Annotated in this window: 18 protein-coding genes and 1 tRNA gene; 14 read left to right on the forward strand and 5 right to left on the reverse strand. The window is 70.9% G+C overall.

Annotated elements, in window-relative coordinates; all coding sequences use genetic code 11:
• Positions 1-12: 12 nt before the first annotated feature.
• Complete coding sequence (locus HMPREF1529_RS07965; RefSeq protein WP_232212081.1) at positions 13-1,170, reverse strand: MFS transporter; 1,158 nt, start codon at positions 1,168-1,170, stop codon at positions 13-15.
• 344 nt (positions 1,171-1,514) lie between these two features.
• Between HMPREF1529_RS07965 and HMPREF1529_RS07970 the strand changes: the two genes are divergently transcribed.
• From HMPREF1529_RS07970 to HMPREF1529_RS07980, 3 genes are all read left to right on the forward strand, one after another.
• Positions 1,515-2,825 carry an MFS transporter gene (locus HMPREF1529_RS07970; RefSeq protein WP_016464424.1) on the forward strand — a complete coding sequence of 437 codons (1,311 nt, stop codon included), beginning with the start codon at positions 1,515-1,517 and terminating at the stop codon, positions 2,823-2,825.
• Positions 2,826-2,887: 62 nt separating this feature from the next.
• On the forward strand, positions 2,888-3,784 hold the full coding sequence (locus HMPREF1529_RS07975; protein WP_036282817.1) for an SDR family oxidoreductase: 897 nt from the start codon (positions 2,888-2,890) through the stop codon (positions 3,782-3,784).
• Positions 3,785-3,863: 79 nt separating this feature from the next.
• Positions 3,864-4,697, forward strand: coding sequence for an SDR family NAD(P)-dependent oxidoreductase (locus tag HMPREF1529_RS07980; protein WP_016464426.1), 834 nt, complete (start codon positions 3,864-3,866; stop codon positions 4,695-4,697).
• A 70-nt stretch (positions 4,698-4,767) separates the two neighbouring features.
• Here the strand turns inward: HMPREF1529_RS07980 and HMPREF1529_RS07985 are convergent, their stop codons facing one another.
• Positions 4,768-5,802: a lactonase family protein gene (locus tag HMPREF1529_RS07985; protein WP_005051334.1), complete on the reverse strand. Its 1,035-nt coding sequence runs from the start codon at positions 5,800-5,802 to the stop codon at positions 4,768-4,770.
• A gap of 36 nt (positions 5,803-5,838) precedes the next feature.
• Here HMPREF1529_RS07985 and HMPREF1529_RS07990 point away from each other — a divergent pair, with 36 nt between their 5' ends.
• The 5 genes from HMPREF1529_RS07990 (at position 5,839) to HMPREF1529_RS08010 (ending at position 9,678) form a co-directional block, all read left to right on the forward strand.
• Entirely contained in the window at positions 5,839-6,486 is a 648-nt protein-coding gene (locus tag HMPREF1529_RS07990) for an NAD(P)H-binding protein (protein ID WP_005051333.1), read from the forward strand.
• Positions 6,487-6,523: 37 nt separating this feature from the next.
• Positions 6,524-6,703, forward strand: a complete 180-nt coding sequence (locus HMPREF1529_RS07995) for a hypothetical protein (RefSeq protein WP_005051330.1) — start codon at positions 6,524-6,526, stop codon at positions 6,701-6,703.
• 70 nt (positions 6,704-6,773) lie between these two features.
• On the forward strand, positions 6,774-7,328 hold the full coding sequence (locus HMPREF1529_RS08000; protein ID WP_005051328.1) for an NYN domain-containing protein: 555 nt from the start codon (positions 6,774-6,776) through the stop codon (positions 7,326-7,328).
• An 85-nt stretch (positions 7,329-7,413) separates the two neighbouring features.
• Entirely contained in the window at positions 7,414-7,986 is a 573-nt protein-coding gene (locus HMPREF1529_RS08005) for a PadR family transcriptional regulator (RefSeq protein ID WP_005051326.1), read from the forward strand.
• 6 nt (positions 7,987-7,992) lie between these two features.
• A complete protein-coding gene (locus HMPREF1529_RS08010) occupies positions 7,993-9,678 on the forward strand; it encodes an ABC1 kinase family protein (protein ID WP_016464427.1) in 1,686 nt (561 codons plus the stop codon).
• 5 nt (positions 9,679-9,683) lie between these two features.
• Here the strand turns inward: HMPREF1529_RS08010 and HMPREF1529_RS08015 are convergent, their stop codons facing one another.
• Complete coding sequence (locus HMPREF1529_RS08015) at positions 9,684-10,583, reverse strand: ATP-grasp domain-containing protein (protein WP_016464428.1); 900 nt, start codon at positions 10,581-10,583, stop codon at positions 9,684-9,686.
• 82 nt (positions 10,584-10,665) lie between these two features.
• Here HMPREF1529_RS08015 and HMPREF1529_RS08020 point away from each other — a divergent pair, with 82 nt between their 5' ends.
• From HMPREF1529_RS08020 to HMPREF1529_RS08035, 3 genes are all read left to right on the forward strand, one after another.
• On the forward strand, positions 10,666-11,115 hold the full coding sequence (locus HMPREF1529_RS08020; protein ID WP_016464429.1) for a hypothetical protein: 450 nt from the start codon (positions 10,666-10,668) through the stop codon (positions 11,113-11,115).
• Positions 11,116-11,141: 26 nt separating this feature from the next.
• Positions 11,142-11,846, forward strand: a complete 705-nt coding sequence (locus HMPREF1529_RS08025) for an NUDIX hydrolase (protein ID WP_016464430.1) — start codon at positions 11,142-11,144, stop codon at positions 11,844-11,846.
• Between the two features lie 238 nt (positions 11,847-12,084).
• Positions 12,085-12,173: transfer RNA gene (locus HMPREF1529_RS08035), tRNA-Ser, on the forward strand.
• A 48-nt stretch (positions 12,174-12,221) separates the two neighbouring features.
• Here HMPREF1529_RS08035 and HMPREF1529_RS08040 read toward each other — a convergent pair.
• Positions 12,222-12,737, reverse strand: a complete 516-nt coding sequence (locus HMPREF1529_RS08040) for a GNAT family N-acetyltransferase (RefSeq protein ID WP_016464431.1) — start codon at positions 12,735-12,737, stop codon at positions 12,222-12,224.
• Positions 12,734-13,081: an ArsR/SmtB family transcription factor gene (locus tag HMPREF1529_RS08045; RefSeq protein ID WP_005051314.1), complete on the reverse strand. Its 348-nt coding sequence runs from the start codon at positions 13,079-13,081 to the stop codon at positions 12,734-12,736. The genes HMPREF1529_RS08040 and HMPREF1529_RS08045 overlap by 4 nt, the downstream gene beginning before the upstream one ends.
• An 88-nt stretch (positions 13,082-13,169) precedes the next feature.
• Between HMPREF1529_RS08045 and HMPREF1529_RS08050 the strand changes: the two genes are divergently transcribed.
• The 3 genes from HMPREF1529_RS08050 (at position 13,170) to HMPREF1529_RS08060 (ending at position 16,542) form a co-directional block, all read left to right on the forward strand.
• Positions 13,170-14,492 carry an NAD(P)-binding domain-containing protein gene (locus HMPREF1529_RS08050; RefSeq protein WP_005051313.1) on the forward strand — a complete coding sequence of 441 codons (1,323 nt, stop codon included), beginning with the start codon at positions 13,170-13,172 and terminating at the stop codon, positions 14,490-14,492.
• Positions 14,493-14,511: 19 nt separating this feature from the next.
• On the forward strand, positions 14,512-14,916 hold the full coding sequence (locus tag HMPREF1529_RS08055; protein WP_005051312.1) for an arsenate reductase ArsC: 405 nt from the start codon (positions 14,512-14,514) through the stop codon (positions 14,914-14,916).
• 213 nt (positions 14,917-15,129) lie between these two features.
• The gene (locus HMPREF1529_RS08060; protein WP_016464432.1) at positions 15,130-16,542 is read left to right on the forward strand and encodes a dicarboxylate/amino acid:cation symporter; all 1,413 of its coding nucleotides are present in this window, start codon (positions 15,130-15,132) and stop codon (positions 16,540-16,542) included.
• Positions 16,543-16,547: the final 5 nt, after the last annotated feature.

A 16,547-nucleotide genomic window follows, 5' to 3' on the forward strand; every position in this document is an offset into this window, starting at 1 on the left:
GCGCCGTCGACCTCAGTAGCGGCGGTGCGCCGCCGACGTCGCCAGCAGATTGACGAGGGCGAACACGGCGCCTGCGCCGAACAGCAGCGGATAGCCGATCATCGGGCTGAGCGAGGCGAGGACCGCTGGCACGAAGAAGCCGAGGTAGCTGAGCGAGTAGTAGACGGCGGTCAAACCTGCCAGATCGTCGGGGCCGGCGATGCGCTGCACCTCCTGCAGTCCGGTCACCAGCAGGAACCCGTAGGCCGTGCCGAGCGCTGCGGCGGCGATGATCGCGACGGGCAGCGACATGCTCACCGCAGCTCCCGCCGCCAAGGCCAGCCCGATGGTTGTTGCCGCGAATGAGGTGACGATCGTCCGCGCGCTGCCGGCCCGATCGATGCGCCGGACGAGGCTCTGAGCGGCCACGCCGCAGCCGAGCGCGATGAGGCACAGCAGGCCCGCGAACCCGACCTCGAAGCCTGGCACCTGGGCGGAGAAGAGCACGGGCAGGATCGCGTAGGCGCTCGCCGCCGTGCCGAACACCCACGGGGCGAGGGGGGCGACGACGAACAGGAACCGCCGGTGAGCGGCGGCCGGGATCCGGAGGTCGTCGCGCAGTCGACCCGGGTGCGCGGCGCGCGTGCGCGTCTCGGGCGCCGACCACATGAGCGTGAGCGCGAGTGCACACAGCACGACGTTGACGAGGTAGGGCAGCACTTCCGGAGCCGTTCCCGACTGGGCGATGGCGGCCGCGACCGCCGCTCCCAGCGCGAACCCGACCGTCAGCACCAGCGCCGCGCGCCGCGCGCCGGCTCCGGCATCGGCGTCGGTGTCGAACGGGGCCGTCGAGAGCTCCTTGATCCACGCCGTCCCCACGGCCATCACGAGACCGAGTGCGAGGCCGGAGAAGACCCGGCCGACGAACAGTTGCGCGGCCGAGCCGCCCCCGGCCGCGAGCACCGCAGACCCGGTGAGAGCGAGGACGGGCGCGGGCAGCGCGAGGGCCCGGCGGCCGAACCGATCCGAGAGGGGGCCGCCGATGAGCAGGGCCGGCACGATGCCGAGGACATACGCGCCGAGGAGGAGGTTGACGGTCAGAGCGCTGAGGTGCTGGTCCAGCCGGTAGGTGACCAGCAGTGGCGTGAACTCGTTGCCGCCCCACGCCACGGCGAAGACCGCGGCGCTCACGCGCAGCCATGGCGCCACGCGTGCACGACGTATGGCCCCAGTGACCGGAATCGGCAGGGAGGAGGTAGCGACTGACATGCGCGGGTGCCCATCTGTGAGGATGCGGCGCCGTTGTCGCTGGCGGTCGGGGACTGTTCGATGCTACGCCGATTTGCAGTGTGGTCAGACCACCGGAGATATCCATCCGGTACACTCGAGTGTCGTGCTCCCTCGCGGAGCGCGAAGTGCATCTACCTGCTCCACCCAGCCATCCGACCGCGACGTCGCGGACGGCACCCGGCCCCGGATTCGTTCGGAGGGCAAGGCGGCACGTGAACAACGAGCCCATGTCCCGGAGGAACCCCGTGCACCACCCCACGACCGTCAGCGGTCGTTCATCGCTGATCGCGCACACCGGCTGGACGTACTGGCCGATCGCCTTCGTTGCCCGGCTGCCCTTCGCGATGATGACCGTCGGCGTGCTCATGCTCGTCGTCCACGCGACCGACTCGGTCGGCTTCGGCGGACTCACCTCGGCCGCTGTCGGCATCGGCGTCGTCATCGCCGGTCCCGTCATGGGCGACCTCGTCGACCGGCACGGCCAGCGGCGCGTGCTCGTCCCGGTGGGCCTCGCCAACGGCATCCTGCTCGCGCTGTTCCCGCTGGTCGCGACCGCAGACACGCCCCCGGGCGTGATCCTGGCGGCGGCTCTGGCGATCGGGCTGACCGGGCCGCAGGCGGCGGCCATGTCGCGCAGTCGACTGCTGGCGATCGTCGCCGCGCGCATCGCTCCCGAGCGCCGCACGAAGACGACCGCGCGTCTGATGTCCTACGAGTCGGCTGCCGACGAGACGGCCTTCGTCATCGGTCCGTTCCTCGTCGGCATCCTCGCGGCCCTCATGGCGCCGTGGGCGCCCATCGCGGTGGCCGCCGCACTCAGCTTCGGCTTCGTCCTCGCCTTCGCGCTGCACCCCACCGCGCGCCTGCTGGAGAGTCGCGCCGAGGCCGCGGCCGAGCGGGCTGCCTTCCGCGCCGTGCTGACGCCGTCGATGCTCGTGCTCGTGGCGGCGACGTTCGGCGTGGGGATGTTCTTCGGCTCGGCGTTGACGTCGCTGACCGCCTTCGCGCGCGCCGCGGGCGACGAGGCGCAGGCGGGCCTGCTCTACGGGCTCATGGGTATCGGCTCCGCGGTGCTCGCCCTCGGCGTCGTGCTGCTGCCCGCGCGCTTCGCCCTACGCCACCGCTGGCTCGTCTTCGCAGGAGTGCTGACCGCGGCATCCCTCGGGTATGCGACATCGTCGAGCCTCGGCGTGGTTGCCGGCTGGCTGCTCGTCATGGGGCTCGGCGTCGGGCCGACTCTCGTCACGCTGTTCTCCCTCGCAGGTGAGCGCGCTCCCCGCGGACGATCGGCGACGACCATGACGCTGCTCAGCTCCGCCCTCACGCTCGCGCAGGCGCTCGCCGCGGCGGCGACCGGCTGGATCGCCGAAGAGGTCTCGCTGGGCGTCGCGATGGCCGTGCCCGCGGCGGCTGCGGCGGTCGTGTTGTCGCTGGGCGTCGTGAACATCGCGATCGGGCGCCGTCACCGCGCCGTTCCCGCTCATCCGGCCGCAGATGTCGCTGCGGAGGAGGCATGGCGACGCGACGGGACGGACGAACGCGCCCGCGTCCGCTAACACTGCTCGACAGCGCTGTCAATCCACCTGTGCGGCGGCGCCTCGTCGCCGAGACTGCCGGGATGACCCGCGACCAGTACACCTTCAGCGATCCGGCCGCCCTCTACGCCGACATCGAGCCGCAGAAGCAGCGGATGCCGGAGCCCGGCCTCGATGCCAACCTCACGCCCCGCGCCGATCTCGGCGAGGACACCTACCGCGGCACCGGTCGCCTCCGCGGTCGCCGCGCCCTCATCACCGGCGGCGACTCCGGCATCGGCGCCGCCACCGCGATCGCGTTCGCGCGCGAGGGCGCCGACGTCGCGATCTCCTACCTCCCGGAAGAGGAGGAGGATGCGCAGCGCATCGCCGGGCTCATCCGCGACGCCGGCGTCACCGCCCTCACCTTCCCCGGTGACCTGACGGATGCCGCCTACTGCCGCGAACTGGTCGCGAAGACCGTCGACGGCCTCGGCGGACTCGACATCCTCGTCAACAACGGCGGCAAGCAGATCTTCAACGAAGACCTCGCGACGTTGAGCGACGAGCAGTTCGACGCCACTTTCAAGACCAACGTCTACGCGATGTTCTGGATCACCAAGGCCGCGTTGGCGCATCTCGCGCCCGGGTCCGCGATCATCAACACGACCTCCATCCAGGCGTACAAGCCCTCGGGCGTGCTCGTCGACTACGCATCGACGAAGGCCACGATCAACGCGTTCACGAAGGCGCTCGCCCAGCAGGTCGCACCGCGCGGCATCCGCGTCAACGCCGTCGCGCCCGGGCCGATCTGGACCGCGCTGCAGCCCACCGACGGTCAGCCGCAGGAAAAGCTGGAGCACTTCGGCGAGGACACGCCGCTCGGACGCATGGGCCAGCCCGCCGAACTCGCGCCCGCCTACGTCTTCCTCGCGTCGGCCGAGTCCAGCTACGTCATCGGCGAGACGCTCAACGTCAACGGCGGCATCCCCTCGCCCTGACCCCTGCACTCCTGTCGGGTCGCGGTCATGCAGGGGGCGGCCCGGCAGGACCCTTCGTCGGCGGACGTAGACTCCCGGGATGACCGAGAACGAGCCCCGCACGATCGTGATCACCGGAGCCAGCAGCGGCATCGGGGCCGCCGCTGCCCGGCAGCTGACCCTTGCCGGGCAGCGGGTCGTGATCGTGGGGCGCGACCCGCGGCGCACGCGGCAGGTCGCCGATGAACTCGGCGTGACCTTCCACGTCGCGGACTTCGCCGTGCTCGCCCAGGTGCGTGCGCTCGCCGACGAACTGCGGGCGAGCTACCCGCGCATCGATGTGCTCGCGAACAACGCCGGCGGCATCTTCGGCGATCGTACGGTCACCGTCGATGGCTTCGAGGCGACCTTCCAGACGAACCATCTGGCGGCCTTCCTGCTCACGAATCTGCTGCGCGATCGCCTCGTCGGCGCGGGCGCCTCGGTCATCCAGACCTCGAGCGTCGCCGCCCGACGTTTCTCGCGCTTCGACATCGACGACCTCAACGCCCAGCGGCGATACTCTGCGAGCTCGGCATACGGCAACGCGAAGCTCGCGAACATCCTGTTCACGAGGGAGATCGTGCGGCGCTGGGGCGACGACGGTGTCGCCGCGGCCGCCTTCCACCCCGGCGTGATCGGCAGCAGTTTCGCCTCGACGGCGAAGGGACCGTGGCGCTTCCTGTACACCAGTCCGGTGACGAGCCGGCTGCTGACCTCGACCGATGTCGGCGGGGCGCGGCTGGCCTGGCTCGCACTGGGCAAGCCGGGTCTGGACTGGGAGCGCGGTGGATACTACGTCGCCAACCGCCTCGCGCGAACCTCGCCGCTGGCCGCCGACCCGGTCATCGCCGCGCGCCTGTGGGAGCGCAGCGCGGACATGGTCGGCCTCTGACCCGGTCCATCCGTCCGCTCCGGTCGCTATCGGGCGGCGGATGCGGCGAGGCGGGACGGACGAGAGGGCGTCAGTCGACGAAGCGCACCCAGTTGGCGCCGCTGCCCGTCTCGGCCCGCTGCAGCAGTTCCAGGCGCTCGCCGTCCACGGCATACAGCGATACCGTCGTCGACTTCTCGCCGGCGGCCACGAGGTAACGGCCGTCGGCGCTCGTGGCGAAGCCGCGGGGCTGCTGCTCGGTGACGGTGAAGGTCGCGGCATCCGAGAGGCTGCCGTCGGCGGCGACGGGAACCGCCGCCAGCGTGCTCTCCGTGCGCTCCGACGCCCACAGCACGCGTCCGTCGGCGCCGGCGTGCAGGTCGGCGCCCCAGATGTAGTGGTGCGCGAGAGGATCGGCGCCGAACTCGCTGTGGCCGAGATCCTTGGAGCGGTCGAACGCGGATGCCGCGCCCACGAGCGCGAGTGTGCCGGCGGCCGTGTCGCGGGTGTAGTGCAGCACCTCGCCGGAGAACTCGGTCATGACGTAGACGGCATCCTGCGCCTCGTTCACGAGCAGATGGCGCGGGCCGCTGCCGGCCGGAGCCGCCGCGGTCGCGGGCTCCAGCGGGACGAGGGCGAGCTCGTCGGCGATCGCGTACTGGGCGACGAGGTCGGCCCCGAGCGAGACGAAGTAGGCGAAACGGCCGTCGGCGCTGGGCAGCACGGAGTGCAGATTCGGGTAGGAGATCTCCGACACCGGCTCGCCGACGGTGCCGTCGGTGACGGGGGAGAGGATGCCGTAGCCGCCGCCGTAGCTCGCTCCCAGCAGTGCCGATCCATCTCGCGTGAGGGCGAGGTAGTTCATGCCGCCGGCGGGCAGATCGCGGCGCGAGAGGGGGGTGAGCTCACCGCTCGTGCGATCGAGCGAGAGGGTGACGATGCCGGCGGGATCGCCCTTGACCGCCGCGTAGACGAGGTCGCGCGCGGCATCCACGGCGAACGTGGAGCACCCCGTCAGTCCGTCGGTCACGGCGATGCGCTCCAGTGCGCCGTCGGTGAGACGGAAGGTCGAGAGGGAGCCGTCTGCAGCGTTGGCGACGAGGACGAGGGCAGTCGTGGCGGTCATGGTTCCAGCGTAGGCGGCGCCGCGTACGCTGGAGCCATGGCACGCATCCTCATCATCGGCGGACACGGCAAGGTGGCGCTGAAGGCCGAGCCGCTGCTCGCTCGGGCCGGCCACGAGGTCAGCGCGGTCATCCGCACCGCGGACCACGTCGACGACGTGATGACGGCGGGTGCGCATCCCGTGGTGGCCGACGTCGCGAGTCTCGACCTCGCGCAGCTGACCGACCTCGTCCGCGGTTTCGACGTCGTCGTCTGGTCGGCGGGTGCCGGCGGCGGCGATGCGGCACGCACGTACGCCGTCGACCGCGACGCGGCGATCCGCACGATCGACGCTGCCGCGGCGGCGAACGTCGACAGGTTCGTCATGGTGTCGTACTTCGGTGCCGGGCCCGACCACAGCGTCGACCCCGGCAACGACTTCTTCGCCTACGCCGAGGCGAAGGCCGCCGCGGATGCGCATCTGCGCGCCAGCAGTGTCGAGCACACGATCCTCGCTCCGTCGACCCTGACCGACGATGACCCCACCGGGCTGATCGAGACCGCTGCCCCGTCGGGCACGTCGGTGTCGCGCGCCGACGTCGCCGCGGTGCTCGCGGCCACGGTCGACGAGCCCGCGACGCGGGGGCGCACCGTGAGCTTCAACGCCGGTTCGACGCCGATCACGCACGCGCTGGCGGCCGGGTGAGGGGCGGCATCCGCGCGGGCGCCCGTACGCTGGAGGCATGAGCAAGAGCACTCTCTGGAGCATCGTCGGCGTGGTCGTGGCGATCGCGATCGCCTGGGTGATCGTCAACGTCATCTTCAGCGTGCTGTGGTTCGTGGCGAAGCTCGTCGTGGTGCTGGTCGTCGCGGTGATCGTCTTCTTCGTGCTGCAGCGGATGTTCGCCCGCAACGACGGGTGAGTCTGCGCGCCCCTGCTAGCGTCGAAGGGCGCGGCCCGGGTAGGTGCGCGCGGATGCCGAGGGAGGCAACGTGACGGATCGCACCAGCTGGATCCTCGTCGACGGCGAGAACATCGATGCCACGCTCGGCGGATCGATCCTGGGCCGTCGCCCGCAGCCCGATGAGCGCCCCCGGTGGGATCGCCTGCTGAGCTTCATCGAGGAGCGCTGGCAGCAGCCGGTACGCGGCCTCTTCTTCCTCAACGCGTCGACGCATCTGCCCATGCCGTTCGTGCAGGCGCTGCTGGCGCTCGGCTACACCCCGGTGCCGCTGTCGGGTCCGGCCGATGCGAAGGTCGTCGACCTCGCCATCCAGCGGACGCTCCGGGCTCTCGAGGATCGCAGCGGCGACGTCGTCCTCGTCAGTCACGACCGCGACTTCGTCGACGACCTCGCAACCCTCGTCGACGATGACCGCCGCGTCGGGCTGATCGGGTTCCACGAGTTCCGCAGCAGCGAGTTCGCCGCCGTTCCCGGCATCGAGTTCTTCGATCTCGAGTACGACGTGCACGCCTTCGACGCCCAGCTGCCGCGCGTGCGCGTCATCCCCATCGAGGAGTTCGACCCCGCCGAGTTCCTCGGCTGAGGACGCGCGAACTCACGGCGCGAACACAGGTGAACGATATATCGTTCACTATCGCCGAGTGGTCGGCGCGATTTCGGGAGGCATCATGAACGGTTCATTCTCCGGTCCGGGCTTCGGCGGACGCGGGTTCGGCTCCGGCCCCTTCGCGGCCGGGTCGGCGGGCATGTGGGACGCGATGGAGAATCTCCGCGCATCCTTCGAACAGCGCACCGGACCCCGCATGGGACGCGGTGACGTACGCGCGGCGGTGCTGGCCCTGCTCGTCGAGCAGCCGATGCACGGCTACCAGATCATCCAGGAGATCGAGCAGCGCAGCGACGGCGCCTGGAAGCCCAGTGCCGGCTCGGTGTATCCGACGCTGCAGATGCTCGCTGACGAGGGCCTGATCGTCGCCGACGAGGCGAACGGCCGCAAGACCTACGCGCTCACCGACGTCGGCCGCGCCGAGGCAGAGGCCTCCGCCGACCGTCCGGCACCCTGGGAGACCCCAGGCCAGCGCGACGGTGGCCGCATGAGCGCCCTGCCCAAGGCCGGCTTCGCGCTCGCCCAGGCCGTCGGGCAGGTCGGGCGCACCGGCACGCCGGAGCAGGTGCAGAGCGCCGTCGAGATCCTCGACGAGGCACGCCGACGCGTCTACGCGCTGCTCGCCCAGGGCTGATCTGCGGTGCAGTCGGGCTCACGCGCGCGGTACCGGCGCATCCTCCGCTTCGCCGCACTGTCGCTGGCGCAGACCTGGTGGTACGACCTGTTCCTGCCGCGCGTGGGCTTCGGGCGCCTCGCCGAGCGGTCGCGCAGCGCGCGGTTGCAGCGCATCGCCCGTCGCTTCCACGCGCTCGCCGTCGACCTCGGCGGTCTCATGATCAAGGTTGGCCAGTTCATGTCGTCGCGTCTGGACGTGCTGCCGCCGGAGATCACGAAAGAACTCGAAGGGCTGCAGGACGAGGTGCCGCCGGTGCCGTTCGCCGACATCCGTGCCGCCGCCGAGACGCAGCTCGGGATGCCGCTGGAGCGCGCGTATGCCTGGTTCGACGAGACGCCGGTGGCCGCGGCATCCCTCGGGCAGGCCCACCGGGCACGACTGACCCCGGCCGATGCGACGCTGAGCGGCTTCGGCGCCGTCGTCGTGAAGGTGCAGCGCCCCGGGATCGACGAGATCGTCGACGTCGACCTGGCGGCCCTCCGCCGGGTCGCCGGGTGGCTGAGCCGCGTGCGGCTGGTCTCGGACCGCGTCGATGCGCCCGCACTGGCAGAGGAGTTCGCCGCGACATCGCGGGAGGAGATCGACTACCTCCACGAGGCGCAGAACGCGGAGCGCTTCGCCGCCGACATGGCGGATGACCCCGCCATCGCGGTGCCGGAGGTCGTATGGGAGCGCTCGACGCGCAAGGTGCTGACACTGCAGGACGTCACCGCGATCAAGATCTCCGACGTCGCGGGGCTGCGCGCGGCCGGCATCGATCCCGTCCAGGTGGCCGAGACCTTCGCCACGACGATGTTCACCCAGCTGTTCCGGACGGGCTTCTTCCACGCCGATCCGCACCCGGGCAACGTGTTCGTGACGCCGCGACCGGCCGGTGCCGATCCCGCGGCTCCGGCGTGGACGCTGACCTTCATCGACTTCGGCATGATGGGCACGGTCGACGATCGGCTGCGATCGGGGCTTCGCACCGTGCTGCTGGCGGTCGCGGCCCGCGACAGCAAGCGGCTGGTGCAGGGCATTCTCGACGTGGGCGCTCTTCTGCCCGGCGCCGACACCCGCGAGCTCGAGCGCGCGTACGCGAAGCTGTTCGCCCGCTTCGGCGGCATGGGGTTCGCGCAGCTGCGCGAGGTCGACCCGCGCGAGTTCCGCGACTTCGCGGAGGAGTTCGGCGATGTCGTGCGGAACCTGCCGTTCCAGCTGCCGGAGAACTTCCTCCTGATCGTGCGCGCGATCTCGCTCACCTCGGGCGTGTGCAGCACGCTGGAGCCCGAGTACAACATCTGGGAGAGCGTCGAGCCGTTCGCCGGCCAGGTGCTGCGCGATGAGGGCGGCAACGTGCTCAGAGACGCGCTCGCTCAGATCTCCGAGGTCGCCACCACCGCCTGGCGCCTGCCCGGCCGTCTCGACGGCCTCATCACCGGGTTCGAGGAGGGGACGGTGTCGGTCGACATGTCGCGCCTCGAACGCCGACTGGACCGCCTGGAGCGGATCGCTCAACGGGGACTGGCGGCGGTGGTCTTCGGCATCCTGCTCATCGGCGGCATCCTGCTGCGAATGACCGACGAGGCGTTCGGCGTCGCGATGATGATCGCGTCGCTCTTGCCGCTGGCCGTCAGCCTCCTGCCGCGCGGTCGGCGCCGGCGCCGCTAGGTCGCTCAGCCCGTTGCCGCGGTGAGCAGTGCGTCGACGACGGCATCCGTCGCGTGCGGCGCGACATGGAGGTTGAGGGCGGGCTCGACGAGTTCGACCTCCAGCAGCGCCAGCCCGTATGCGCGCGAGCGCACCGTGTCGACGCGGGCGTAGAGGGGGAGCGGGCCGCCGGTGACCGTCTGCACGGCCTGTACGACGGCGGTGGCGAAGGCGATCTCGTCGTCGTAGGCGGGCACCTGCTCGGGATGCTCCTCGTAGACACCCCCGATGAGTCCGCCGCCCACCTCCAGCAGAGCACCCTTGGAGATAGCGTGCGTGAAGCGTCCGTCGATCAGGTAGAGCGCCTTCTCCCACCCGCGTGACAGCTCAGGCACCTCGGGCTGGATCATCGCGGTGTCGCCGGCCTCGATGATCCGTGTCGCCAGTTCGAGCGCCCGCTCGTCGTCGGCGTCGAAGAGACCGGTGTCGCGTGCCCCCGCCGATACCGCCGGCTTCACGACGACCCGGGCGTGCGCGGCCAGCGCCGCGCGGACGTCATCGACGCTCGTCGCGTACGCGGTCGGCACCACGCGGATGCCGGCGCCCTCCAGGTCGGAGAGGTAGTGCTTGTCGAGGTTCCAGCGCATCGTCGCCGGAGCGTTGACGACGCGGGTGGATGCCGCCGCGCGCTCGAGCCATGCCTGGAACTCGGCGGGGCGTTCGGGATAGTCCCACGGGGAGCGGACCGCGAGCAGATCGAAGGCGGCGAGATCGACGGTGTCGTCGTGCCAGACGACGGGCTCGGCCGCCGCGCCGCGAGCACGGAGTGCATCGAGGAGGACCGGGGTGTCGTGGTCGGGGTCTTCGTCGGAGTAGAAGGCGGCGTCGGCGACGACGATGCCGATCCGCGGTGCAGGCGAGGTCACGGGAGACCACCCTACTGAGGGTCGCGGCCTTGACCGGCCCCCTCCCGGGCGGCAGGCTGGCGGGAAGACCACGGAGGTGTTCATGGCAGCCACGGCCGTTCCCCTCGTCGAGAGCAGTACGCTCCCCGGCGTCGTCCTCGTCGAGCGCGTGCGCCGACTCATCCTGCTGTCGGTGCTTCTCGCGTGCGGCTACGGCATGTTCGTGCGCGGTCAGAAGCAGTCGTGCATCGGTCAGCCCTCGGGGCCGGCCGCGTGCACGGAACTCATCATGAGTCCGAGCCCTCTCGTCTTCGTCGCGGCCGCCGTCATCGTGCTCATCTCGCTGAAGCGTGTTGTTCATCACGCGGCATCCGACGACGATGCGCGGCGGATTCTCGGGCGCGCGGCCACGGGCGTCGTCGTGCTCTTCGTCGTCGCGACGGTCGTGTCGCTGACGTGGCTCGCCTTGGTTCCGGTGCCGGACCCCGCCGGGCCATACGCGATCGTCTTCCCGTTCCCTTTCGCTTCGGGTGAGTTCCGTGCGTCGCCGTAGCGGTCGGCGCGTCGTAGCCTGAACGGGTGCCCTCCGACTCCGCCGTTCCCGTCGTCGGGGCACGCGCCGAGCTGACCGCTCTGGCTCGCGATGGCCGGGACTGGACAGTGCCGCTGCGGCACCTGCCCGCAGCCGTCTCGCCGCGCGCCGCCGCGGTGCTGATTCTGTTCGGTGTGCTCGATGCCGTACCGAGCGCACACACGGCGCAGGATGCCGCGGTCTCGCGCGATCTCGACGTGCTGCTGCTGGAGCGTGCGACCACGCTTCGCGCTCACCCGGGTCAGGTCGCCTTCCCGGGGGGACGGCTCGATCCCGGCGATTCCGGGCCCATCGCGGCCGCGCTGCGCGAGGCCGAGGAGGAGACGGGGCTCGATCCCGCCGGCGTCGAGGTTCTGGGTGCGCTGCCGCCCGTACCTCTGGAGTTCTCCGGTCACCTCGTCACCCCGGTGCTGGGGTGGTGGCGGCATCCGTCTCCCGTCCGCGTCGTCGACGACGCCGAGTCAGCCGCCGTGTTCCGCGCCCCGGTGGCCGACCTGCTCGACCCGCGCAACCGCGGGGTGACCGTCATCGAGCGTGACGGACAGACGTGGCGCGGGCCGGCTTTCGAGGTGCAGGGCCACCTCGTGTGGGGCTTCACCGCGATGGTGCTCGACGCGCTGTTCGACCGGCTCGGCTGGACCGAGCCGTGGGACCTGGGCGCCCAGACCCGGCGCGTGCCGTTGCCGATCTGAACCGGGCGCCGTGTGCCCGCGGCGGCGCGGGCCCGAAACGGTGGCGCGATCTGCGGTCTGCGCGACGTCGTGACCGCGGTTTGCGACCCCGATCGGGTCGCCGGTCGGGGTTGCCGGCGGATCGGTGGCGCGATCTGCGGTCTGCGCGACGTCGTGGCCACCGTTTGCGCCCCGAAGCAGGGCGCCGTGACCTCGGACGCGACATCGGCGCTTCGCGGCGGCTGATAGGATCGTCAACGGAAGTGTGTCCGAGCGGCCTAAGGAGCATGGCTGGAATCCATGTAGGCGGGGTAACTCGCCTCGCAGGTTCAAATCCTGTCACTTCCGCTCAACCGAGAACCCCGTCCACGCGAAAGCCTGGGCGGGGTTCTCGCGTTACGGCGCTCCGTCGGGGCGACGCCGTTCCACCAGGATCGTGTCGCGCCACTGACCCGCCCACGGTCCGTAGGTCATGAGCGCGATGCGCTCCCGGTGACCGACGCGGCGGAAACCCGCCCGTTCGTGAAGAGCGAGGCTCGCGTGGTTGTCCGGGAAGATGCTCGACTGCACGGTCCACGCTCCGGCGGCATCCATCGCCTCGACGAACGCGGCAAGCAGCGCCCGTCCCACGCCGCCCCCGCGAACCCGGGCGGCGACGTACACGGAGTGTTCGACGATGCCGCGGTACACCGCGCGGGTCGAGACGGCGGATGCCGCGACCCATCCCGTGACGCCGCCGTCGGCGTCGACGGCGACCAACCGGCCGACGCCCAGCTTGCCGGCGTCGAAGGCGTCCCAGGTGGGCGGCTCCGCCTCGAAGCTGGCGTTGCCCGTGGCGAGTCCTTCGCGATAGATCGCCTCGACCTCCGGCCAGTCCTCGGGCCGCATCGGGCGGATGTCGACAGCGTTCACGGGCGGAGGGCGCTCGCGGCCTGGTCGAGGGCGTCGGTGACGACCCGGAAGTAGGCCCAGCGGCCGCGCTGCTCACGCGTGGCGAGTCCGGCATCCACGAGAAGCTTCATGTGGTGGGAGACGGTCGGCTGGGAGAGGCCGACCGGCTCGGTGAGGTCGCAGATGCAGGCTTCACCGCCCTGTGACGCCGCGATCAGCGACAGCAGGCGCACCCGCGTGGGGTCGCCGAGCGCTTTGAAGGTGCGAGCGAGGGTCTCTGCCTCCTCCGCCGTCAGCGCGTTCGCGGGCGCGGCTGAGCTGCACCCGTCGGCGGTGGTCGTCAGGAGGGGCAGCAGCGTCGGCATCCTTCGATTGTGCACCTCGTATTGACATCTGTCGATGCATGCCGGAATCTTTATCCATCGACAGGTGTCGATACGAAGGAGGAGCCCGGTGGATGACACGCTGCCCGTCGTCGTGATCGGCGCCGGGCCCCAGGGCCTCGCCGCTGCCGCCCATCTCATCGAACGCGGGATGCCGGTCGTCGTGCTGGAGGCCGGTGCGACGCCCGCCGCCGCCGTGGCCGAGTGGGGGCATGTGCGGCTGTTCTCCGACTGGTCCGAGATCGTCGACGCCGCGGGTGCCCGGCTGCTGGAGACCACCGGGTGGACGGCGCCGTCGACCGGTTATCCGACCGGCGCACAGTGGATCAGCCGCTATCTCGCGCCCCTGGCCGACGTGCTCGGCGACCGCGTTCGCTATGGCGCGCGCGTCATCGGCGTCTCCCGCTTGGGACGCGACCGCCTCGTCGATGCGGGTCGTGGCGACCAGCCCTTCACGGTGCACGTCCAGCCGAGCGAGGGCGGCGAATATCGCCTCACGGCACGCGCCGTCATCGACGCCTCGGGCACGTGGGGTGCGCCCAACCCCGCCGGTGCGGACGGCCTGCCCGCCCTCGGCGAGCGCGCGGCGGCCGACCGGCTCACCTACCGCATCCCCGACTTCCGCGACCGCTCCGGCTTCGAGGGCCGACGCACCGTCGTCGTCGGCTCCGGACACTCCGCCATCACCGCCGTGCTGGCGCTGGCGCGAATGGCGCGCCGCGACCCGTCCACCAGGGTGACCTGGGCGCTGCGGCGTGCGAGCGCGGGGAACGCCTTCGGAGGTGGCGAGGCAGACGAGCTGCCCGCGCGCGGAGCCCTCGGCATCCGTGCGAAGGAGTTCGTGGATGCCGGTCTGGTGTCGCTCGTGACGGGGTTCCGTGTCGAGCGCGTCGCGGCGGACGGTGACGGTGTCGTCCTCGTGGCAGAGGATGGCCGTCGCCTCGCGGCCGACCGGGTCGTCGTTCTCACCGGCTTCCGCCCCGACCTGTCGTTCCTGTCGGAGCTGCGCCTGGAGCTCGACCCGACGTTGCAGGCTCCCGTTCGCGTGGCCGGCGAGGTGGATCCCAACGTGCACTCGTGCGGCTCGGTCGCCGCCACCGGCGCCGCCGACCTCGCCCACCCCGAACCGGGTTTCTTCATCGTCGGTGCGAAGTCGTACGGCCGCGCGCCGACCTTTCTCGCGCTCACCGGGTACGAGCAGGTGCGCAGCGTCGTGGCCGACGTGGCGGGCGATCATGAGGCCGCGCGGCGTGTCGAGCTGATATTGCCCGATACTGGCGTGTGCGGCGGTGCCGGGCTCTTCGACGCCTCAGGCGTCTCACTGGGCGGCGCCTGCTGCGCGCCGCCGCCTCAGCCCGTCTCGATCATCCCGACCGCATCCGCCCTTTCCTGACACCCGAACGAGGAATGCCATGACCGACTCCACCAAGCCCGCCGTCCTCTTCGTCTGCGTGCACAACGCAGGCCGCTCGCAGATGGCCGCGGGCTACCTCCGCGCGCTCGCCGGGGACCGCATCGATGTGTTCTCGGCCGGCAGTGAGCCGGGCAACGCGGTCAACCCGGCCGCCGTGGCCGTGATGGCCGAAGAAGGCATCGATCTGTCCTCGGCGACACCGCAGATTCTGACCACGGATGCCGTGCGCCAGGCCGATGTCGTCATCACGATGGGCTGCGGCGACGCCTGCCCGATCTTTCCCGGAAAGCGCTACGAGGACTGGCAGCTGACCGACCCGGCGGGCCAGCCCGTCGAGGTCGTCCGCGGGGTGCGTGACGACATCAAGGGGCGCGTGCAGGAACTCATCGCCAGTCTGAGCTGAGAAGCTGCGGCTCTCGAGGGGAGCGGGAACCGAATCCCGACCGCCGGGAATGCACCGGTCATCGCCGTCGTTGGGCTGACGGGCGGTCCGCGCTCGCGTGTCACCCGCGTCATCGTGCGTCATCGTGACTCGCGAGTGCGCCGGCCGCGACGTAACGTCGACACCCTGCGAAGTTCCACCCGGCATCCGCCGAAACAGGAGATATCCCCCCTCATGAGTTCCACCTCCACCACCGCGCCCGCCGCGAGTCCGCCCCAGCCGAAGAAGCCCTTCTACCGGTCGTTCGGCTTCCAGATCACGGTCGCGCTGATCGCCGGCATCCTGCTCGGCATCCTCGCCCTGAATCTGGGTCCGGATGCCGCGGGCAATCCCAACGGCCTGGCCGCGACCCTGTCGACCATCGGCTCGTCCTATGTCACGCTGCTGAAGGCGGCCGTCGTCCCGCTCATCTTCCTCGCGGTCGTGGCCAGCATCACTCAGCTGCGAAACGTCACCAACGCCGCCCGCCTGGCGGGTCAGACGCTGCTGTGGTTCGGGATCACGGCTCTCATCGCGGTGACGATCGGCATCGTCCTGGGCATCACGATCCAGCCCGGCAACCGCGTCGCGCACGACCAGCTCACGACCGGCGCCCCCTACACCGTCGGCACGTGGTGGAACTTCCTCAAAGGCCTGATCCCGCAGAACGTGCTCGGCCTCACCGTGTCGAGCTCGGCGAGCGAGTCGACCGGTGCGATCACCTCGACCGTCGGCTTCAACGTGCTGCAGGTCATCGTCATCTCGGTCGCCGTCGGCATCGCGGCGCTCAAGGTCGGCAAGCGCGCCGAGCCGTTCGTCTCGTTCACGCAGTCGTCGCTGAAGATCGTGCAGCGGGTGCTCTGGTGGATCATCCGCATCGCGCCCCTCGGCACGCTCGGTCTCATCGCCTCGGCGGTCGTGCAGTACGGCACCGACAAGCTGCTCACGCTCGTCTGGTTCGTCGTGGCCGTGTACGCCGGACTCGTGCTGGTGCTGTTCGTCGTCTACCCGATCCTCGTCAAGAGCCACGGCCTGTCGATCAAGCAGTACTTCTCCGGCGTCTGGCCGGCCGTGCAGCTCGGCTTCGTCTCGCGCTCGTCGATCGGCACCCTGCCGCTGACCCAGCGCGTGACCGAGCGCAACCTCGGCGTGCCGCGCGAGTACGCCTCGTTCGCGGTGCCGCTGGGCGCCACGACCAAGATGGACGGCTGCGCCGCCATCTACCCGGCGATCGCCGCGATCTTCGTCGCCCAGTTCTTCGGCATCGAGCTGAACATCGTGTCGTACCTGCTGATCGCCCTCGTTTCGGTCGTGGGCTCCGCGGCCACGGCCGGCACCACCGGCGCGACGGTCATGCTCACGCTGACCCTCTCCACGCTCGGCCTGCCGCTGGAGGGCGTCGGGCTGCTGCTCGCGATCGACCCGATCCTCGACATGGGCCGCACCGCGGTCAACGTCGCGGGCCAGGCCCTGGTGCCGACGATCGTCGCGAAGCGCGAGGGCATCCTGAACCGCGAGCTGTACGACGCTCCGCGCGACGGCGAGCCGTTCGCCGACGACTCCGCCGACGACGTGGACGAGCAGGCCCCCGCGCTGTCGCGCAGCTGACGCCG

Origin of the sequence: Microbacterium sp. oral taxon 186 str. F0373, from assembly GCF_000411455.1 — a bacterium.
Classification (GTDB): Bacteria; Actinomycetota; Actinomycetes; order Actinomycetales; family Microbacteriaceae; genus Microbacterium.